12 protein-coding genes and 1 pseudogene are annotated in these 21,822 nt (G+C 46.1%); 8 read left to right on the top strand and 5 right to left on the bottom strand.

The features are described from left to right. Positions 1-33: 33 nt before the first annotated feature. The 5 genes and pseudogenes from hisC to FM037_RS16180 all read right to left on the bottom strand — a co-directional run bounded on the left by hisC (position 34) and on the right by FM037_RS16180 (position 5,076). On the bottom strand, positions 34-1,122 hold the full coding sequence (hisC, locus tag FM037_RS16200; protein ID WP_144046822.1) for a histidinol-phosphate transaminase: 1,089 nt from the start codon (positions 1,120-1,122) through the stop codon (positions 34-36). Continuing rightward, entirely contained in the window at positions 1,119-2,423 is a 1,305-nt protein-coding gene (hisD, locus tag FM037_RS16195) for a histidinol dehydrogenase (RefSeq protein WP_144046821.1), read from the bottom strand. The genes hisC and hisD overlap by 4 nt, the downstream gene beginning before the upstream one ends. A 73-nt stretch (positions 2,424-2,496) precedes the next feature. Then, positions 2,497-3,266 (bottom strand): annotated as a pseudogene (gene hisG, locus FM037_RS16190) (ATP phosphoribosyltransferase); the annotation flags it as partial. Between the two features lie 717 nt (positions 3,267-3,983). Then, positions 3,984-4,328, bottom strand: a complete 345-nt coding sequence (locus FM037_RS16185; RefSeq protein ID WP_144046820.1) for an AzlD domain-containing protein — start codon at positions 4,326-4,328, stop codon at positions 3,984-3,986. Positions 4,329-4,332: 4 nt separating this feature from the next. Beyond that, on the bottom strand, positions 4,333-5,076 hold the full coding sequence (locus tag FM037_RS16180) for an AzlC family ABC transporter permease (protein ID WP_144046819.1): 744 nt from the start codon (positions 5,074-5,076) through the stop codon (positions 4,333-4,335). 291 nt (positions 5,077-5,367) lie between these two features. Between FM037_RS16180 and FM037_RS16175 the strand changes: the two genes are divergently transcribed. From FM037_RS16175 to FM037_RS16145, 8 genes are all read left to right on the top strand, one after another. Then, positions 5,368-5,748, top strand: coding sequence for a RidA family protein (locus FM037_RS16175; RefSeq protein ID WP_144046818.1), 381 nt, complete (start codon positions 5,368-5,370; stop codon positions 5,746-5,748). A gap of 133 nt (positions 5,749-5,881) precedes the next feature. Further along, positions 5,882-7,156 carry an L-cysteine desulfidase family protein gene (locus FM037_RS16170; RefSeq protein ID WP_144046817.1) on the top strand — a complete coding sequence of 425 codons (1,275 nt, stop codon included), beginning with the start codon at positions 5,882-5,884 and terminating at the stop codon, positions 7,154-7,156. A gap of 69 nt (positions 7,157-7,225) precedes the next feature. Beyond that, a complete protein-coding gene (locus FM037_RS16165; protein ID WP_144046816.1) occupies positions 7,226-7,873 on the top strand; it encodes a helix-turn-helix transcriptional regulator in 648 nt (215 codons plus the stop codon). Between the two features lie 240 nt (positions 7,874-8,113). After that, positions 8,114-9,334: an HD-GYP domain-containing protein gene (locus FM037_RS16160; RefSeq protein WP_144046815.1), complete on the top strand. Its 1,221-nt coding sequence runs from the start codon at positions 8,114-8,116 to the stop codon at positions 9,332-9,334. A gap of 211 nt (positions 9,335-9,545) precedes the next feature. Further along, positions 9,546-11,480, top strand: coding sequence for an ATP-dependent DNA helicase (locus FM037_RS16155; RefSeq protein ID WP_144046814.1), 1,935 nt, complete (start codon positions 9,546-9,548; stop codon positions 11,478-11,480). Between the two features lie 277 nt (positions 11,481-11,757). Further along, positions 11,758-11,904, top strand: coding sequence for a hypothetical protein (locus FM037_RS28580; RefSeq protein WP_185976841.1), 147 nt, complete (start codon positions 11,758-11,760; stop codon positions 11,902-11,904). Next, complete coding sequence (locus tag FM037_RS16150) at positions 11,882-17,422, top strand: PAS domain S-box protein (RefSeq protein WP_144046813.1); 5,541 nt, start codon at positions 11,882-11,884, stop codon at positions 17,420-17,422. Before FM037_RS28580 ends, FM037_RS16150 begins: the two co-directional genes overlap by 23 nt. A 104-nt stretch (positions 17,423-17,526) precedes the next feature. After that, complete coding sequence (locus FM037_RS16145; RefSeq protein ID WP_144046812.1) at positions 17,527-21,822, top strand: response regulator; 4,296 nt, start codon at positions 17,527-17,529, stop codon at positions 21,820-21,822.

The raw sequence follows: 21,822 nt of genomic DNA, 5'->3' as shown, positions 1-21,822 counted from the left end.
TACCAAGATACCTAGGTTCACTAGGGACTAAGGTCATGCTGTCACGGGTGCTAACAGCTTGATTAGAAAATCAGTCTCATCTGTGTTGCTAAAGCTAAAACGGATACAAGTCGCTAAGCGTGGGTCGCCATAGGCTCTGGCGACTATGCCATTGCTAAGCAGTATCTCTTGTATCGCCGAGATATCATCAAATTGGGCTAACACGAAGTTGCCGTTTGCCGGGAGGACTTTGGCACCATAGCCTTGTAAGGCATTGCTGAGACGAGCGCCGCAGGCTTTAAGGCTAGTGACTTGCTCAGTCATAGTGTTAATTCCCTGCTCACTCAGCGCGCTGGTTGCCAGTAGAGACACGGGTAATGGCACTGGGTAAGGGGCAATAACGCGCATCACCATCTCGCAGATACTTGGGCTTGCCAACATGAAGCCACAGCGCGCGCCAGCCAAAGCGAAGGCTTTCGATAGGGTTCTGAGCACGACTAAGTTGTCATATTTTTCGATAAGGTCTGCTACGCTATAGTCTGGGCAAAACTCGATATAGGCTTCATCTACAACCACCAGAGTATCGGGCAACTGAGTGATCACTCGCTCAATCGATGCTTTGTCGATAACCGTGCCTGTGGGGTTGTTGGGGTTACAGATAAACACCAGCTTGGTATTGCCTATTCGAGCGGCGATATCTTGTGGCAGCTGATAATCACCCGTCAGGCTTAACGCATTTACGCCGACATTAAAGGTCTTGGCACTGATGGCGTACATGCCATAAGTCGGGCCGAAACAGGCAATGGAATCTTTGCCGGGAGTACAGAAGGTCCGAATCAGTAGCTCTATGGCCTCATCGGCGCCGCGGCCTGCGATGATGCACTCTTTAGCCACGCCGCTGTAGTCACTATAGGCTGAGATAAGCTCGGGTGGCTGACACTCAGGATAACGGTTGATGCCATTTAGTTTAACACCAGAGAGCGCGGCATTATTAAAAGGGGACTCGTTGGCATTGATCCAGATATCCCCTTGACCTCCGATACGCCTCGCAGACTGATAGGGCTCTAGGGATAACAGCTCGGGACGTGCCAAACGCTGAGCGAGCTTACCTGTACTTCTACTCTCCCTTATATTCTCACTCATGATGTATCTCTCGCGGTTAAACTGTCTAATCTGATTTTTACCGCATTCTTGTGGGCATCGAGTTGCTCAGCCGCTGCCAAGGTCATTACAGTTTCGCCGAGTCCCATTAAGCCTTCGGCGCTGAGTTCCTGCACGGTGAAGCGGCGCGAGAAATCAGCCAGAGACAGGCTAGAGACTGCCCGGCTATAACCGTAGGTTGGTAAGACATGATTGGTACCGCTGGCATAATCACCAACCGACTCCGGAGTATAAGCACCGAGGAACACTGAGCCCGCAGCGCGAATAGAGGTTAACAGTTCACGGGGCGTCTGTGTCTGAATGATCAGGTGCTCGGGCCCATAGAGATTAGACACCTGAGTTGCTTGCTGCATGTCTGTAACTAACAGGGTGCGGCTGGATTCGAGAGCAAGCTGGGCTATCTCCATACGTGGCAGGGCTTCGAGTTGACGATTGATAGCGGCATTGACCTTATCGGCCAAGGTGGCGCTGTCGGTCACGAGCATGACCTGAGAGTCGGGTCCGTGTTCGGCCTGAGACAGTAGATCGGCGGCGATAAATTCAGGATTGGCCTCTTTGTCGGCAATCAATAATACTTCCGACGGACCTGCCGGCATATCGATACTCACCACACAACGACTGTCTTGAGATACCAGCCTCTTGGCTTCGGTGACGAAGCGATTACCCGGGCCGAATATCTTATCTACCGCTGGCACAGATTCAGTGCCAAAGGCTAATGCCGCAATGGCCTGGGCACCGCCGACTTGGTAAACCTCAGTGATGCCACACTCTTTTGCTGCATAAATTATGGCATCGTCGATCGGCGGTGGGCTGACCAGAACCCGCTGTTCACAGCCCGCTATTCTTGCCGGCAGGGCCAGCATCATGACGGTGGATATCAGCGGCGCAGTGCCGCCGGGAATATACAGACCCACTTTCTCGATGGCTTCAGATCTTAGCTCGCAACGTATGCCGACTTGAGTCTCAATGCTGATGGGCTCAAATTTTTGTGCCAGGTGAAAGGATTCGATATTGGCCATGGCTTGCGCGATGGCCAGCTTGATATCCCCACTGACACGAGAGCAGGCAGCGTCGATTTTATCTGTCGATAATCTAAGCTCAGTTAAGCTCACACCATCAAACTCCTGACTGTAAGATAAAAGCGCCGCATCTTTCGAGGTTCGGACCGTGTTGACGATCGCCGCTACTGTTTGCTCCAGGCTTCCATCTCCGACGAGGGGGGAACGGCTCAGTGCGTTCTTACGCTCAGCTTCGCTTAAACTTTGCCAATTGAGGATCTGCATATCTTGGTTACCCCATCATCTTTTCGATTGGCATCACTAAAATAGAGGTTGCGCCAAGCTCGGTTAGCTCTTCCATGGTGTCCCAGAACAGATCTTCCGTGCTGACAGCGTGGACGGCGACGCGATTGGTGTCATCATTGAGGGCAGTACCGTCGGGTTCTCGGCGCCGGGGAGTAGGGCAACGATCTGCTCCAGTGTCTCAGTCGGCGCGTGCAGCAAGATGTACTTGCTCTCTTTAGCACGAACGACCCCATTGATGCGCGATAAAATCTTGTCAATCAAGGCCTGTTTAGCTGGAGTTTGAGTCTCTGTAGATTGAATGATACAGGCACTTGAGCGGTAGATGACTTCGGTTTCATAAAGACCGTTAGCCTCTAGTGTGGCACCAGTTGAGACTAGGTCACAGATCCCATCGGCAAGCCCAGCTCGCGGCGCGACCTCTACCGAGCCTTTGAGCATACAATCGCTATAGGTGATGCCTTTCTTCTGCATATAGCGGCGCAGCAGGTTAGGGTAAGAAGTGGCGATACGCAGTCCTTCCAGAGACTGGGCGTTTTCATAGCTAAATTCATTAGGTACGGCAAGGGAGAGACGACAGGTACCAAAATCCAGTCCCCTAAGCTTGATACAAACTGAAGGCTTATCGAGTCTTTCACGCTCAATCTGTTCCTCTTCGAGCACGTTCTCACCTATGATGCCTAAGTCAACCACGCCGTCCATGACCAGACCCGGAATATCGTCATCACGGACGCGAAGCAGGTCGATGGGTAAGTTGTCTGAGTGGGCGATGAGGCGTTGCTCGTTGATGTTAAATTTAACACCACAGCTTCTAAGGAGTTTCATCGATTCTTTCGACAGGCGACCCGACTTTTGAATGGCGATACGTAATCTGTTTGACTCTGACATGATGTATTTCCTATTAAGTTGATTCTAATATCTTGTTTAATTCTGTTTTAGCTGATTTTTATCTTTATAAATCAGCTGACTAATAACAAAAACTCTAAAACGAAAAACCCCCGGAATTCCTTCCAGGGGTTCTTGATATTCTTGAATCAACCGCCGGAAGGAAATAGTCCTTCGGCAGTGAGCTTCCGAAGGCTACCGCATATGATGGTGACGATGAATAGTGTTCAGAAGCTGTATCATAATTTTGTCTCTTTCTTGATTGAGTCTGATGACTCTAAATTAGTTCACAAGCTTACTTGCCTGCGTTGATATTTAAACTAAACATTTTCGTAAATGATTGCAACCACTAATTGTGGCGTATGAATATTCTTCAAGCATAAGTTATAGGATTAAGTAAGCTCGTTAGGCTGAAGATAGCCTGTTTTGTATTTAGAACAGCCATTAAGGCAGAATGCTATACGGATTGTTTGGTTTTTTTAAGGGGTTACTCTTACCTGGAGAACTGGATCTTTTGCTAAGCTTTCGGTGTCGAGTTTCGTTGAAGATTCTCAGTAGAGACTAACTCTTGGCATTGGCCATTTATTGAAATTGACGTAACAGTACAGCCCTTCTCTCAATATGAATTTGTCGGGAGAAGGGCTGTATTTATCTGAATTAACATAAGAAGTGCTTGAATAAGAGTAAGGAGACGATACCACTCATCACAACCCAGATTAAATTAAAACGTAGGCTCACTAAGGTGCAGACGATGGCGGCCAGTACCTTAGGGTTATGCAAATTAAACTCCATATCAGAGCCTGAGCCCAAGATCTCTATCGCGATAATAGCCGGCAGTACAGTGACTGGCACAAATCTTAGGGTCTTCTTGAGTCTCTGAGGCATCTCAAATGACCCTGCCATGCAGATTACCGAGAAACGTATGATAAAGGTTGCCAGTACCATAACCAAGGTGATGAGTAAGAAGCTGTTCATGTCTAGTTGAGTGTGTAGGTGTTCCATAGTCTTATGTCTCACTGTGAGTTGCGGGAAGGGCGTTTATGGGGTTTGTTTCTTGTGCTTCGGCGGACATTTTCTCACTGGAAAGGTCCATTCTATAACCAGCGTACACACCTGTGATAGCTGCGACGACTAATCCTAAAGAGTAGGGAAGCCCTGAGAGCAAGATGCCTGTCACACTAGCCACGATGGCGGCGACGATGCACTCGCGACTCTTGACTTGGGGGATAACGATGGCAATAAATGCCGCTACCATGGCGAAATCAAGGCCGTAATGGGCTATTTCAGGGAAGGAGGATCCGACTAAAGCGCCGAGAAAGTTTGCAAATACCCAATTCATCCAGAACCCCATCATGGCGGCAAGATAGAACCAGTGCCTGCCAGCTTTTTCTTGTTTTACCTCACCTATAGTGGCTGCATAAACTTCGTCCGTGAGCCCATAGGCCATTAAGGCACGAATGTGCAGTGGATAATCTTTGATATGTTCTGACAAAGATGCGCTATAAAGCAAGTGCCTCAGGTTGATGATAAAGGTGGTGATCATGATGACTAGGATGCTTGCCGATGATTGAATCAAGCCAAGCGCTACCATTTGGGACGATCCCGCAAATACCGTCAGAGACCAGAATGTGCTCTGCCCCAGTGTCATGCCCGCATTAATACTGATGGCCCCGACAATAAAGGAAAAAGGAAAGGCGCCTATACATAGGGGGAATATCGCTTTCAAACCAGCTTTGATGAGTTTGTTCATGTTTGACCTTAAGTCATTTGGTTGTCTTGTTGCAAATATATTTGACTAAATTCCATTTATCAATAAATAGTTTCAAAAAAATCAAATAAATTTGATGTTGATCAGGTTATGGATCTTTACTAATAATAGTGAAGGCTAGTAGTCACAATCCCTGTATAAGTGGGTTTTAGTTATGATTTGGTTGTTTTTATGGGATGCTACATACTAATGCAATAAATAATCCGCAAAAACACTTGCGCAAGTATAGTTGAGGATTTATGCTTGTTTCAAGTTAAATAATCAGGATTAATCATGAAGAAGATCATCACATCAGACAGAGCGCCCGAAGCCATCGGCCCATACTCACATGCTAATGCCTATGGCAACCTCATCTTCACCTCGGGTCAGTTACCCGTGTGTAAACAAAGCGGTGGTGTCGTCGAGGGTGGCATAACAGCTCAATCCCGTCAGTCACTGGAGAACCTTAAATCTGTGCTACAGGCCGGAGGAGGGGAGTTAGACACAGTATTGAAGACCACCTGTTACCTTGCGGATATAACAGACTTCGCCGCGTTCAATCAGGTTTACCAAGAGTTTTTTAAAACAGATTGTCCTGCTAGAAGCTGTTTCGCCGTGAAAGACTTACCTCTCGGTGTGAAGGTTGAGATCGAAGCGATCGCTTTTAGCAAATAGAACTTAGTACGTAACACTTAGCAAAAATCACATATTAAATAGTTGCATTAGAAAAATGAGTGCAAATAGCCTTGAGGAATAGGATTATCTCAAATGACTGTTTGCCATTACATACTGAGTATTAGGGGATTTTATGAAACATCAATGGCAGCAATATCAAGATATTCTTAACGCCGTCGTCAAGCCTGCACTTGGCTGCACCGAGCCTATTTGCGCCGCCTATGCATCAGCCGTGGCAGCGTCGATGTTGGCATCCAAGCCTGAGAGCATCTCTGTTAAGGTGTCCGATAATCTGTATAAAAACTCCATGGGGGTATTTGTACCTGGTACTGGCAAGATTGGACTCGCCATCGCAGCCGCAGTCGGTGCCATCGGCGGTAACGCCGAGGCTGGCCTTGAAGTGCTGGCATCTATTGAACCTGATCAGGTCGAGGACGCTCAGGCCTTAATTGATGCCGGCAATGTCTCTGTGAGTCGCACTAAAACTGATGAATTTATCTATTGCCATGTCAGCGTTACGAGTGGCGACGATGTGGCTAGCGTTGAGATATCCGGTGGCCATACTCAAATCATAGAGAAAAGCCTCAATGGAGAGATCGTGTTTGCTAAAGCTGTGAGCGCGACATGCTCGACGGCTGGGATCTGTGAGGGTGTAGATATCAGTATTGAAGGGATTTACGCCTACGCCACTCAAGTTAATTTTGAAGATATTCGTTTTATTCTCGAGTCTGCTGAGTTAAATACTAAACTCGCCGCCGAAGGTCTGAAAAATGAATATGGCCTGCAAGTCGGGCGAACCATAGAGAAGAGCATTCAGGCAGGTTTCATGTCGGCGGATTTCTCTAATAATATTCTTATGCAAACGGCGGCGGCATCCGATGCCAGGATGGGAGGCGCCAGTCTGCCGGCCATGAGCAACTATGGCAGTGGTAATCAGGGGATTGCGGCGACCTTACCGTTAGTCATCACGGCGAAGCATTATCAGGCAAATGACGAATTACTCGCCAGGGCTCTGATCCTGAGTCATCTTGGAGCCATTTATATTAAGTCCCATTATCCGCCCCTGTCGGCATTTTGCGGCAACACAGTGACCAGTGCTGCGGCCGCCATGGCTATGGTGTACCTTGCAGGCGGCAGCTATCAGCAGTCATGTTTCGCGATTCAAAATGTTTTGAGTGATTGCTCCGGCATGGTATGTGATGGGGCCAAATCAACCTGCGCCATGAAGGTGAAAACCTCAACTGGCAGCGCAGTTAATGCCTTTATGTTGGCTATCCAGAGCACAGCGGCTCAAGCTCAAGGCATAGTTGCAGAGGATGTGGAACACACAATACGCAATATTGGTCAGTTAGTTACCCAAGGTATGGGCTCCACAGATACTACAATCATTGATATAATGTCGGCATAATATGTAACAAGCAGACCATATACCGCCGATTTGAAAAGTATCGGTGGTTTATATTCAGGGAGACGGTGAGTGCAAGAGTTAAGTGAAACAGACTACGCCATATTGAGGGCCAGTGAAAACATCGTCGATGGTATTGCCGCCATGTATGGTGAGCATACCGAGGTATTAATTCACAGTTTAGATGCCAGCAACCCATCTATCACCAAGATAGCCAATGGCCATATCACAGGGCGCTCGGTGGGGGCACCTATCACTAATCTGGCGCTGATGAAGCTCAATGCTGGTCAGGATATCTCTGATTCTTACCTGACTAAGAGTCCGGACGGTAAAACATTAAGATCCATTACTATCGTTATTCGTAATGCCCAGAATGATGCTATCGGCTTATTGTGTATTAATTCAAACCTTGATGCACCGTTTCAGTCCGTGATGGCCACCTTGTTCCCGGGCTTAGTACCACAGGCCGACACTAGCTTCTCTCCCGAGACATTTGCGCGCAGTAATGATGAGATGATGCAAACTTCTATCGAAAGTGTGCGCGCTCAAGTCATGGCTGACAATAGTCTTTCACCATCGAAGAAAAACCGTGAGATAGTGATACGACTCAATGAACTCGGTATCTTCAATCTAAAAGACAGTGCTCAGATCGCGGCTAAGGGATTAGACATCTCTATACATACCATCTACCGTTATCTGAGGGAGTTAAAATCTGCATAATATGATCTAAGCTTCTTGGGCCCCGTTTTGGGGCTTTTTATTAATCAAAAATTTAACCTTTTCTCAATCTCTACTTCTCTATCGGGCTAATGATAAAATGCTCTTCATTCCCGCCGTTGATGACTATACTTTTTAAACTAGCTTGGCTCATGTCGTCACCTTAGTGTTCTGATATCCACCATCAGTGGCTTACAAGTTAGTCAATGTTATCAATAGCTGAATATCGAGGTTGATGAGACGATGGGAACTAAGCATAAAACGAGCTCAAACGCATTTAACGACATTCCTATCGACGAGTTAAAGCCGGGCATGTATGTGGTCTCTATTTCCACTGATAATAAGAAGTTGAGCATCAAATCTGAAGGCTATATCCTCAATGATGAAGGAGTTAACAAGCTGGTTAAATCTGGAGTCAAGCGAGTTTGTGTCGACCCGGTCAAAGAGAAAAAGACAGAGCAGATTGATAAGGTGTTGCCCGAGCTCAGTTCAGATAAGCCCAAGGATGAGCCTAAGGTTTCACTCGAACAAGAGATGAAGCAAGCCAATAAACTATACAAAAATGCCAAAGCATTGCAGCACAAAATGTTAGCTTCAATCATTGAGGGTAAAGTGATCGATGTCGAAGAGGTGCAGGAGATCACTAATGCCATGGTCGATTCGATATTTAGAAACCAGGATGCCTTATCTTGTATGTCGCGGCTGCGGATTAAAGATGAGTATCTGGTTGAGCACTCACTAAACGTCAGTATCTTGATGACCATTTTTGCCAAACATTTAGGTTTCGATAAATCAACAATTGAGGAGTTGGCCTTAGGCGCATTTCTCCACGATATCGGTAAAGTATTAGTGCCAGATGAGATTCTTAACAAGCCGGGGAAATTTACCCGGGTAGAATATGAGGTGATGCAAGAGCATGTGCTATTAGGGCTCAGAGTACTGGAAGAGACTCCCGAGATCTCAGAAATAGCCATCAGCATGGTCAGAGAGCATCACGAGCGTATAGATGGTACCGGCTATCCACATGAATTAGAGGGAGATGAGATATCTGAATATGGGCTAATGATCGCCATTATTGATAGCTATGATGCTATGACTGCGGAGCGTGTCTATAAACAGGGTATGCATCCGATCACTGCGTTCAAAAATCTGATTATGGAGTCACCCGCTTGTTATGATGAGGCGCTGGTTGAGCAATTTATTCAATGCTTGGGCGTCTATCCTGTGGGGACGCTAGTCTGTCTTAATAGTGGTAAAATTGGCTTAATCAGTAGGCTGAATAAAAGTAAGCCATTGAATCCTTGTGTTCGTATTTTTTACAATGCTAGATTGAAACAAGCCGTTGCCATGGAGGAGATAGACTTGAGCAAGTCAAAATACAAAGACCAGATTGATCGTTGCATCAAGCCAGAGGAGTTTAGTTTGAATTTAGTGGGCTTCTTTAAGGCGGCTTTTATCGACTAATATCATTGGTATAATACCAATCGGTATAACCAAAGAATACAATGCGCTTCGATACCCATATAATGGTCTCGAAGGGCCTAGCTTTCCAACATATCACTTCAAGGTTTTCTTTCTTCATTCTCACTTAAATTTATGTTCTTAGCCTTGATGCCTTGTCATAAACAAGGATAATGCCTGATTAATGATGATTTCTAATTTTATAGCCCAATAAGTGAACGCCTTGAGCAGCAGACTGACAATCGACAGTGAGCAAGCCTTCGATGCCGATGGCGTGCTAGCCAGGCATATTAAGGGTTACAGTGCTCGAACCGTGCAAAAGCAGATGGCCTCGGCGGTCAGCTGTGCTATTAATGGAAAAAGTAATCTGGTTGTCGAAGCGGGAACCGGTGTGGGTAAAACCTATGCTTATTTAATTCCTGCTTTGTTAAGCGGTAAACAGATTATCGTCAGTACAGGCAGTAAAAATCTGCAGGAACAGCTGTTTTACAAAGATCTTCCCGCCTTGCTCGACATGTTAACCCTTGCTCCGAAACTGGCGCTCCTTAAAGGTCGCAGTAACTATTTGTGCCAACTGTTATTAGATAAGCAGCTGGAGGCATGTGAATCACATGAGCCTAAGGTATTAGACGACCTGCTACGAATCAATCAGTGGGCGGGACAGACCGGCGATGGCGATCTCGGGGGCTTGACCTCAGTTTCAGAAAATTCAGATGCTTTGCAGCTCATTGCCAGTCAACGGGATAAATGTACCGGAAACAAGTGCGCTCACTATGAAAGCTGTTTTACCCGTAAGGCTAGAGTCCGTGCCATGGACGCTAAGATTATAGTGGTGAACCATCACCTGTTCTTCGCCGATAGGATCCTCAAAGAAACTGGCTTTGCTGAGTTATTGCCCGATTCAGATGTCGTGATCTTCGATGAAGCACATCTGTTACCCGATATTGCAGTGACCTATTTTGGTCAGCAAATTTCAACTCGAAGCTTAGATAGTTTATTGGGACAGATCCTAGCAGTCTATCGAACTGAGCTGAGAGACTCGGCTCAGATTGAGCAGTTAACCTCTCGTTGTATCAGCCGGTTAAATGGCTGGCATCAACAAATGTATGATGTTTTTGAGACCGATTGGCGTCTGTTGATGGGCAATAAAAACATAGCATCGGCCTCCTGGGCAATCATTGAAGAGTTGAAGGCGTTGGAGAGCCTGTTATTCGCGCACATAGGCCGCAGTGAAGCGCTCGATGAATGCACTGAAAAATTGGTGGCTTTCTCGAGTAAGATGGGCGTGTTTTTTCAGTGTGAAAATAATCAAGCCGCTTACAGTATTGACTATGGTTTCAGGTACCTGACGCTGAGTATTGCGCCAATCAATGTCGCCAGGGAATGCGAGAAATTATTTGATGCTCAGACAAGCTGGATATTTACGTCGGCGACGCTACAGATTAACCGAGACTTGAGTCTGTTTACCAAGGGACTGGGCATAGACAAGAGTCTGCAAATAATTTTAGACAGCCCCTTCGATTATCGTTCCAATGCCTTGCTGTGTGTGCCGCGTCATCTGTCTAAGGTGAGCAATCATGAGGCGGCGGCGAGGGAGTTAGTCGATGTCTCTGTAAAGGCCATCAATGCGGCGAAAGGCCGTACCTTCATCTTGTTTACCAGCCATCGTATGATGAACGCCGTGGCAGCTCGGCTTCAAAGCCGTGTTCATTATCCCTTGTTAGTTCAGGGCCAAGGCAGTAAACAAAGTCTGATGAAGAAGTTCAGGCAACTTGGTAACGCCGTATTGTTGGGAACTGGCGCATTTTGGGAAGGTGTGGATGTGCGTGGCAGACTGCTCAGTTGTGTCATCATAGACAAACTGCCATTCGTGTCACCCAATGATACCTTGTACAGAGCCAGAGCCGAGAATGTCTCCCGGGATGGACGAGACCCTTTCACCAGTATCTCTCTGCCTCAGGCGGTTATTTCATTGAATCAAGGCGTCGGTCGTCTGATCCGAGATGAAAGAGACAAGGGAGTATTGATCTTGTGTGATAACCGTATCGTCAACCGCGAGTATGGTGAGGCATTTTTGAACTCCCTTCCTCCCATGAGTCGTACTCGAGACATGGACAAGGTGGTGGATTTTTTACAACAAATTAAATAGCTTGCCCGGGTAAAATATGAGCCGAAAGTGTCATTTTTTATCTCATTCAGTACGTTAAATTTTTACATTAATCCCTCTCTTATGCTCACTTTCTATGCTTTGCATTCTCTTCGGTGATCTGAGTATCAGCCTCGAGTGTCTGGCTCCTGCCCAAAATTTAGTTTTATTTACTATGCTTTTAGTTACCGATATACATCATGGATCCTTTCATCTCTGCATTAGAAAGGATGTCATATCACTATCAGCATGCTGAAAATGCATTGTTATAGGTCTCTGGATGACTGAAATACAAACACTATCACAGATTGAATTCACTATAGTTGAACAACTTCAATTCCCTCTCGGTAACGATGAAGAGGCCATGTTTAAAGGCTGTCGGAGCATTGGCCTGGGAGTGAGTAATGTTGATCAACCTCAAGTTTAGAACACAGTTACTAATCAGTTACGCGGTGATCCTGTCATTTATGTTGGTTATCGCTATGGTCGTTTTCTTTAGTGTTAAGTCTCTGGAAGATGATCTAAATTGGGTCAATCATACTCATGTTGTATTAAATAAAGCGGCAAAAATTGAAGCCATAGCCATAGACATGGAAACAGGGATGAGGGGCTATCTGCTGGCGGGTAAGAGCGAGTTTCTCGCCCCTTATGAGAAAGGAGACAAGATTTTCTATGAGCAGCTTGATTCACTCATGTCCGATGTCGGTGATAACCCAGAGCAGGTGAGTCAGCTTAAAGAAATATCAGCCATTATAGATGAGTGGCACAGTGAAGTGACTAAGCCTGTGATTGCTCTAAGAGCTGAGATAGGCGATGGCAAGTCGATGAATGATATGGCTGATGTTATCAAGGAGGCACGCGGCAAACAGTTTTTTGATAAATTCAGAGTTCAGATAAGTACTTTTATAGAGCGTGAAAAAGAATTATTGGAGAAGAGTCATCGCAAACTTGAGAGCAGTACCAATGCCGCAGATCTTAAGCAACTTGAGAAGTTAGAAGTCCATTCCTATCGCGCGATTACCAAGGCGCAAGTTGTTCTGGCATCAGCGGTTGATATGGAGACAGGTATGCGTGGTTTCCTGTTGTCGGGACAAGAGCACTTTCTCGATCCCTATAAAGAGGGAAGTGTTCGTTTTCATCAGCTGATTAAAGAGTTATCTGTTTTTATTGCCAGCAATCCGCAGCAAGTCTCATTGCTAGTCGAAAGCAAGAACATCATAGATAACTGGATAGGTGAGGTGGTAGAGCCACTCATTGAGTTACGTCGTGAGATTGGTGACGCAAAAACCATGGATGATATGGCGGAGCTTGTGGGGGAGGCGAAGGGTAAGGTTTATTTCGATAAGTTCCGCGTACAAATACAAAAGTTTAAAGATAAAGAGCTCACGCTGTTAGCACTGCGGAAAGAATCCCTGGCAGATACTGAATCTTTGGTCACTAACATTACGATCTACGGCACATTACTAGCCATCTTTGTAGGATTGGGCGTGGCGTTTAGATTAACAAAGCACATAGTGAACCAATTAGGCGGAGAGCCTGCATATATCGCAGAAATAGCCAGAAATGTGTCTAATGGCGATCTGAGTGCCAAACTGGAGGGAGGCGATAACGCTCAAGGTATCTTTGCCGAAATGATGCGGATGGTAGTGACACTAAAAGATAAAACTAATCTGGCACAAAAGATTGCGGTTGGGGAGTTAGATCAAGTTGCCAAGCTAGCTTCCGATAAAGATATGTTGGGTATTGCACTACAGGAGATGCTGAACAATTTAAACAGTGTTGCCGATCAGGCCGATGCGATAGCTGGCGGTGATTTTACTAAGGAGGTGGCGATCAAGAGTGATAAGGACAGATTAGGTACAGCACTGCATGAGATGAAGAGTCAGATAAAGGAGCGTAACACTTCTTTGTCTCGCAGCTTGAATCTTAACCAAGGCATAGTCAACACAGCCATCGATGGCATCATCTCCATTAAGGATGATGGCAGCATAATATCGGTTAATTCCGCCACTGAGAGGATGTTTAAGTATTCCGCCGAGTCACTGATAGGCAAGAATATCAAGATGTTGATGCCTGACCCCTTTCATTCAGAGCATGACGCTTACCTAAGTCGGTATAAATCCACGGGAGTGAAGACTATTATCGGTCAGGGGCGTGAAGTTGTTGCCCTGTGCAGCGATGGCAGTACATTTCCTATCTTTCTCTCGGTGGGCGAAGTGAAGCAAGGTGAAGAGGTGATGTACACCGGATTTATCCGTGATATTAGTGCTCAGAAAAAATTTGAGATGGAGATCTTAAAGAGTGAATCTCTTAATAAGGGACTGATCAATACTTCCCTGGACGCCATCATTTCAATCAGCCCCGAAGGCATCATACTGTCCTGCAATCAGGCAACCGAGATTATGTTCCAATATTTGAGTAAGGAACTGGTTGGCAAAAAAATTAACATCTTGATGCCGAGCCCCTATACCGAAGAGCACGATACTTACCTTAGCAATTACCTGAGCACGGGCGTGAAAAAAGTCATAGGTAAAGGCAGGGAACTTGTTGGTTTGAGAAGGGATGGCAATCAGTTTCCTATTTTTCTGTCTGTGGGGGAGGTTCAGCTTGAAACTGGTGTGGTATTTACCGGTTTCATTCGCGATATCAGTGAGCAGAAAAAATTCGAGCGAGACATGATCAAGAGTGAAACACTCAATCGAGGCATGGTAAACACTTGCTTAGATGCCATTTTGTCCATATCCAGTAAAGGGGTGATCATAGCTTGCAATAGCGCCGCTGAAACACAGTTTCAATATAGTGCGGATGAACTGATGGGGAAGAAGATCAATACTTTGATGCCCAGCCCTTTTACCGAGGAGCATGATGGCTACCTGCATAACTATCTGACCACTGGGGTCAAGAAAGTGATAGGTAAGGGCAGAGAGGTCATTGGCTTGAAGAAAGATGGCAGCACTTTTCCCATGTACTTGACAGTGGGGGAAGTGAAGCAAGGAGATGAAATAGTCTTTACCGGTTTTGTTCGCGATATCACCCAAGCGAAACAATATGAACAGGATCTAAAAAAGACCAATGAAGATCTGCTGAAGCAAAATGAGTTGAAGAATCGAGTATCCATTATTAATGAGTTGACTCAGGGGGCTTCAGAACTTAACACCATGGCCGATAATATCATCTCGGCGTTAGCCGAAATGATGCAAGCCGGGCATGGGGTGCTCTATACCTATGGGGGCGAAGATGATGGCTTGAGTCTCTCCGGGAGCTATGCATTCAAGAAGCGAAAGGTAATATTGCCAAATATTCCCATAGGTGAGGGGCTTGTAGGCCAGTGCGGTAAAGAGAAGAAAACCATCTTATTGACTCAAGTCCCTGGGGATTATATTCAAATTAATTCAGGGCTGGGTGAGAGCACTCCGATGAATGTACTTGTGGTACCCGTCTTATTCGAAGATGATCTGATGGGGGTGATTGAGCTGGCTACATTTCAAACATTCAGTGATGAACAGATCGAGGTCATCGAACTCATCTGCAGTAACCTGGGTATTGTTATCAATAACCTCAGAAGTCAGGAGCGGACACAGACATTACTGCTTGAAACCCAAATGCAAGCGGAAGAGTTACAGGCACAGCAAGAGGAACTGAAAAGTTCAAATGAGAGCCTACTGGAACAGACTCAACTGCTTAAAACCTCCGAAGAGGAGCTCAGACAGCAGAGTGAAGAGCTCAAGGTGTCCAACGAAGAGCTGGTAGAGAAGCAAGTGTTTCTCAAACGCCAAAAAGATGAGATAGAGGTGGCTAAGGTCGACCTCACCATCAAGGCCAATGAACTGGCGCTGGCCAGTAAATATAAGTCAGAATTTCTGGCCAACATGAGTCATGAACTCAGGACGCCTCTCAATAGTTTACTCCTGTTAGCCAAAGGGTTGGCCGATAACAAGAGTCAGCACTTAGATGAGGTTGAAGTCGAAGATGCTAAGATTATTTTCGATGGGGGCAACAATCTCCTCTGCCTCATTAATGACATCATGGACCTCTCTAAGGTTGAAGCGGGCAAGCTCACCATACATATCGAAGAGGTGAACTTGAGTGTGCTTAGCCGTAACCTGAAGCAGGTATTTGATCCTATTGCCAGGAGTCGCAACCTGAAGTTCATCATTAATCTGGATGAAAAATTGCCACAGAGCATTACCAGTGACGGCCAGAGGGTCGAGCAGGTGTTGAGAAACCTACTGTCGAATGCGCTGAAATTTACCGAGACAGGGACTGTTTCTCTCAATATTGGCTACGCTAAAGCCGATACCCAGTTTTCTCATAGCAGTTTGGATGCAAATAAGGCGTTGTCAATTGCCGTGGTCGATACTGGTATCGGCATACCTTCTGACAAGCTCCAGGCCATTTTTGAGGCGTTTCAGCAACAAGATGGCTCTACTAGCAGGAAATATGGCGGAACCGGTCTGGGTCTCACCATCGCCAGGGAGCTGACGCGTCTGTTAGGTGGAGAGATCCAGCTCGAGAGCTCTCCCAATCAGGGCAGCACCTTCACCCTATATTTACCCAGTAAGTTTGACTTAGGTGGCATAGACCCTAAATCTCAGGGTCACAATGAAGCCATTCTGTCTGAGGTTAAATATTCAACAGTGACAGATGAGTCCGGTTCTCAATCAAAGGTCACTTATTCCTCTGCAGGGGATCCAGCCAAGCATGATCCTGTCATGCGGCTTCATCCTGAGTTCATTCCTGATGATAGAAATAACTTACATGAGGGGGATCGCTCTTTGCTTATCATCGATGATGATAAAATCTTTGCCAAGATATTGCGGGATCATGCCCGGGAAAGTGGCTATAAATGTCTGGTTGCCGGTGACGGACGCACGGGGATCTACTTGGCTCAGGAGTATCAACCCGATGGCATCATTCTCGATATCATGTTACCCGATATCGATGGCCACAAGGTACTGGAACAACTCAAGTTCAGTCTCAAGACTCGCCATATACCGGTGGAGATCATCTCGGCGCACAGTGACGATAAAAATGCTGCCTTAGTTCAGGGAGCTATCGGCCTACAAACTAAGCCTGTTAGTCAGGAGCAACTCTTGACGGTATTCGACGAGATAAAGACATTTTCAGCCACCGAGCTGCGTCATGTGCTGGTGGTAGAAGATGATATCGCCAATCAAACCTCTATTATCAGACTGTTGGAGAACAGTGATATCGACATCAAGTGTGTCGATAACGGTAGCCAAGGTGTAGAGGAGATCATGTCGGGTAAATATGACTGCGTCATCTTAGATCTGGGCTTACCGGATTTTAGCGGTTTCGAAGTGCTAAAGCGGATCGATGCCAGTGACCTTGCCCGAGTACCGCCGGTGATTATTTATACGGGTAAAGAGATCACCGATGAGGAGCAAGATGAGCTGAACAGGTACTCATCCACCATAGTCATCAAGGGAGTGGGCTCTGCCGAGCGGTTGCTCGACGATATCTCACTGTTTTTACATGATATCGAGTCTCGTTTTTGTGACAGTAGTCGAAAGACCATACATATGCTCCACGATGAAGACTCCATGCTTAAGGGCCGCAAGGTATTGCTGGTCGATGATGACATGAGAAACACCTACGCCTTGTCGAAAAAGCTGATCGAGATTGGCTTCGATGTCGAGATGGCCCATAACGGTAGGGAAGCGGTGGAACAGTTAGAGCAAAATAAAAATTTCGAATTGGTGCTGATGGATACCATGATGCCAGAGATGGATGGTTATGAGGCGACGCGAAAAATAAGGGAAATGAGCGATTACAAGCAAATCCCAATTATAGCGTTAACCGCTAAAACGATGGCCGAGGACAGGGAGAAATCTTTGCAAGCCGGCGCATCCGAGTATCTGACTAAACCTATAGATTTAGAGAAGTTGTTATCTATCATGCGTATCTGGCTATTTAAGCACTAGTGTGGGGATATCTGAACTATGCTTTTAGGTATTGATTGAAGGACAAGGACTCTACTGAAGACTTAGCTGAGTTTAAGTAGATTAACGTACAGGTGTGGACTTTCATGGCTGAAATTCAAACTCGATCATTTTTCAAATTCACCATAGCGAAGAAATTGATGCTAGCGGCTGTGCTTAATTTGTCTTTGATGGCCATGGTCGGTTCCTATTCCATGGTCATGATTGGGCTTATAGGCGCAGAGATAGAGGAAGTTTCCAACATAGACCTACCACGAGTACGCAGCCTGACTCAAATTGAAACTCATCTGTTAGAGCAGGAGATCTATTTTGAGAAAGCCCTACGCTTGGCCGAAGAGATGCAGCTGGATAGCCGTGTAGGCGCCGAAGCAAGTCTGTTGATTGCAGCTAGAGATTTTAATCATGTAGATATTCAATACCGCGAGTTGTCGGCCAAGATCAATGATGAAATAGATGAGATAACGGAGGAAGTGAAACATGACATAAAGGCGGCCTCGGCGCAGACTGATATTGATGCTTTTAAAACAATACTGAGTGGATTAATCAAAATAAAACAGGAGCACCTGCAATTTGAACAAGACTCTTTCACTATCTTGACCACCATAGAATCGGGGGAGTGGGATCACACCATCAGTCAGGCCGTCATAGAAGCCGTTGAGCAAGAGGGGGCGGATCTTGATCATGAACTCATAGCCTTGCGTGAGAAGGTGGAACACCTTATACAAGCCTTACTATCTGATGCCGAAGAAAATGGTAAAGAGGGCTTTAAGGGGATCATTATCTTTGTGCTTATCTCCTTGGTCTTGAGTGTGGTGATCTCTTTTGTCATGGCCAGGTTGATTATTAAGCCCGTTACAGAGATTAAAGCCGTGACCGATGGACTCACCACTGGCGATCTGACACAAAAAGTCTCCTGGAGCAGCGCGGATGAAATTGGTGATTTGTCGGTGTCGATCAATACCATGATAGCGACCCTGAATGATGTTGCTGATCAGGCCGATGCCATAGCCAGTGGTGACTTCTCCAAGGAGATAGTGACTAAGAGTACTAAAGACAGATTAGGCATAGCACTGCATGAGATGAAAGGGCAGATCAAGGAAAGAACCGCGTCCTTGTCAAACAGTCTCAATATTAATCAGGGCATAGTCAACACATCCGTCGATGGCATCGTCTCCCTTCAAGATGATGGCACCATCATTTCGGTCAATGCTGCGACCGAGATGATGTTTAAGTATTCAGCCGAGTCACTCATCGGTAAGAATATCAAGATAATGATGCCTGAACTTTTTCATTCTGAACATGACGATTATTTAAGCCGAGATAAAACGGTAGGACTCAAGGATGCTGTAGGTAAGGGGCGTGAGGCTGTCGCCCTGCGTAGCGATGGCAGTACATTTCCGTTATTTCTGTCGGTGGGCCTGGTTAAACAAGGCAAAGAGGTGATGTATACCATTTTTATTCGCGATATCACTCAAGAGAAACAATATGAACAGGATCTAAAAAAGACCAATGAAGATCTGTTGAAGCAAAATGAGATGAAGAACCAAGTGTCTGTTATCAATGAGTTGACTCAAGGGGCATCAAAGATTAGGGCCATGGCCGATAATATCATCTCTGCGCTAGCCGAAATGATGCAAGCCGGGCATGGAGTCCTCTACACCTGTGGGGATGAAGATGATGGTTTAAGTTTGTCGGGAAGTTATGCATTTAAGAAGCGAAAGGCGATATTATCCAGTATTCCCATAGGAGAGGGACTCGTTGGCCAGTGTGCTAAAGAGAAGAAAACCATCTTATTGACTCAAGTCCCCGGTGATTATATTCAAATTAACTCAGGGCTGGGTGAAAGCTCGCCCTTGAACGTGCTTGTGGTACCCGTATTATTCGAAGACGAGTTGATGGGGGTGATTGAACTGGCATCATTTCAAACATTCAGTGATGAACAGATCGAGGTTATCGAACTCATCTGCAGTAACCTGGGTATTGTTATCAATAACCTCAGAAGTCAAGAGCGGACACAGACATTACTGCTTGAAACCCAAATGCAAGCGGAAGAGTTGCAGGCGCAGCAAGAGGAACTGAAAAGCTCAAATGAGAGCCTACTTGAACAGACTCAACTGCTTAAAACCTCCGAAGAGGAGCTTAAACAGCAGAGTGAGGAGCTCAAGGTATCCAACGAAGAGTTGGAAGAGAAGCAAGTGTTTCTTAAACGTCAAAAAGATGAGATAGAGGCGGCTAAGGTTGACCTCACCATCAAGGCCAATGAACTGGCGCTGGCCAGTAAATATAAGTCAGAATTTCTGGCCAACATGAGTCATGAACTCAGGACGCCTCTCAATAGTTTACTCTTGTTAGCCAAAGGGTTGGCCGACAACAAGAGTCAACATCTGGATGAGGTTGAAGTCGAAGATGCTAAGGTGATTTTCGATGGGGGCAACAATCTCCTCTGCCTCATTAATGACATCATGGATCTCTCTAAGGTTGAAGCAGGCAAGCTCACCATACATATCGAAGAGGTGAACTTGAGTGTGCTTAGCCGTAACCTGAAGCAGGTATTTGACCCTATTGCCAGGAGTCGTAACCTTGAATTCATCATTAATCTGGATGAAAAATTGCCACTGAGTATTACCAGTGACGGTCAGAGGGTCGAGCAGGTACTGAGAAACCTGCTGTCGAATGCGCTCAAGTTCACAGAGACCGGCTCTGTCTCTCTCAATATTGGCTTCGTTAAATCCGAAACCCTCTTTTCCCATAGCAGCTTAGATGCTAACGAGGCGGTGTCACTTGCCGTGGTCGATACTGGTATCGGCATACCTACAGACAAGCTCCAGGCCATTTTTGAAGCATTTCAGCAACAAGACGGGTCTACCAGCAGAAAGTATGGCGGAACCGGTTTAGGTCTCACCATCGCCAGGGAGCTGACGCGTCTGTTAGGTGGAGAGATCCAGCTCGAGAGCTCTCCAGAACAGGGCAGCACCTTTACCTTATACTTGCCCAGTAAGTTTGACTCGGATGGTATAGACCCTAAGTCCGAGGGACACAATGAAGCCATTCTCTCTGAGGTTAAATATACAACAGTGGCGGATGAATCTAGCTCCTCATCAAGCGTCACCCAATCCCCCACTAGGAATCCCGTAAAACATGATCCTGCGATGCAGATCCATCCCGAGTTCATCCCCGATGACAGAAATAGTTTACATGAGGGGGACCGTTCTTTACTTATCATCGACGACGATAGAATTTTTGCCAAAATATTGCGGGATCATGCCCGGGAAAATGGCTACAAATGTCTGGTTGCCGGTGATGGACGTACGGGGATCTACCTGGCACAGGAGTACCAACCCGATGGCATTATTCTTGATATCATGCTACCCGATATCGATGGCCACAAGGTACTGGAACAACTTAAGTTCAGTCTCAAGACACGCCATATACCGGTGGAGATCATCTCGGCCCACAGTGACGATAAAAACGCTGCCTTAGTTCAGGGAGCTATCGGCTTACAAACTAAGCCTGTCAGTCAGGAGCAACTTTTAACCGTATTTGACGAGATAAGGGCATTTTCAGCCACCGAGCTGCGTCATGTGTTAGTGGTAGAAGATGATATCGCCAATCAAACGTCAATCATCAGACTGTTGGAGAACAGTGATATCGACATCAAGTGTGTCGATAACGGCAGTCAGGGAGTCGACGAGATCATGTCGGGTAAATATGACTGCGTCATCTTAGATCTAGGCTTACCGGATTTTAGTGGTTTTGAAGTGCTAAAGCGGATCGATGCCAGTGAGCTTGCTCGAGTACCGCCGGTGATCATCTATACGGGTAAAGAGATCACCGATGAGGAGCAAGATGAACTGAACAAGTATTCATCCACTATCGTCATCAAGGGGGTAGGTTCTGCCGAGCGGTTGCTCGACGATATTTCACTGTTTTTACATGATATCGAGTCTCGTTTTTGTGTCAGTAGCCAAAAGACCATACATATGCTCCACGATGAAGACTCCATGCTTAAGGGCCGTAAGGTTTTGCTGGCCGATGATGACATGAGAAATACCTACGCCCTGTCGAAAAAATTGATCGAGATAGGCTTCGATGTCGAGATGGCCCATAACGGTAAGGAAGCGGTGGAGCAGCTAGAGAAAGATAAAAATTTCGAATTGGTGTTGATGGATACCATGATGCCTGAGATGGATGGTTATGAGGCGACGCGAAAAATACGGGAAATGAGCGATTACAAGCATATCCCTATCATAGCGTTAACCGCTAAGGCAATGCCCGAGGATAGAGAGAAATCTCTCCAAGCTGGCGCTTCGGAATATCTGACTAAGCCGATCGATTTCGATAAATTACTGTCGATTATGCGGATTTGGCTGTTTAGGAACTAG

Source organism: Shewanella psychropiezotolerans, from assembly GCF_007197555.1.
GTDB lineage: Bacteria > Pseudomonadota > Gammaproteobacteria > Enterobacterales > Shewanellaceae > Shewanella > Shewanella psychropiezotolerans.
This window is presented reverse-complemented; position numbering and strand designations above follow the sequence as displayed.

What these genes read in the sequence shown, in the direction of transcription:
- hisC (WP_144046822.1), bottom strand. Translation starts at nt 1,122, where the DNA reads ATGAGTGAGAATATAAGGGAGAGTAGAAGTACAGGTAAGCTCGCTCAG.
- hisD (WP_144046821.1), bottom strand. Translation starts at nt 2,423, where the DNA reads ATGCAGATCCTCAATTGGCAAAGTTTAAGCGAAGCTGAGCGTAAGAAC.
- FM037_RS16185 (WP_144046820.1), bottom strand. Translation starts at nt 4,328, where the DNA reads ATGGAACACCTACACACTCAACTAGACATGAACAGCTTCTTACTCATC.
- FM037_RS16180 (WP_144046819.1), bottom strand. Translation starts at nt 5,076, where the DNA reads ATGAACAAACTCATCAAAGCTGGTTTGAAAGCGATATTCCCCCTATGT.
- FM037_RS16175 (WP_144046818.1), top strand. Translation starts at nt 5,368, where the DNA reads ATGAAGAAGATCATCACATCAGACAGAGCGCCCGAAGCCATCGGCCCA.
- FM037_RS16170 (WP_144046817.1), top strand. Translation starts at nt 5,882, where the DNA reads ATGAAACATCAATGGCAGCAATATCAAGATATTCTTAACGCCGTCGTC.
- FM037_RS16160 (WP_144046815.1), top strand. Translation starts at nt 8,114, where the DNA reads ATGGGAACTAAGCATAAAACGAGCTCAAACGCATTTAACGACATTCCT.
- FM037_RS28580 (WP_185976841.1), top strand. Translation starts at nt 11,758, where the DNA reads ATGACTGAAATACAAACACTATCACAGATTGAATTCACTATAGTTGAA.
- FM037_RS16150 (WP_144046813.1), top strand. Translation starts at nt 11,882, where the DNA reads ATGTTGATCAACCTCAAGTTTAGAACACAGTTACTAATCAGTTACGCG.
- FM037_RS16145 (WP_144046812.1), top strand. Translation starts at nt 17,527, where the DNA reads ATGGCTGAAATTCAAACTCGATCATTTTTCAAATTCACCATAGCGAAG.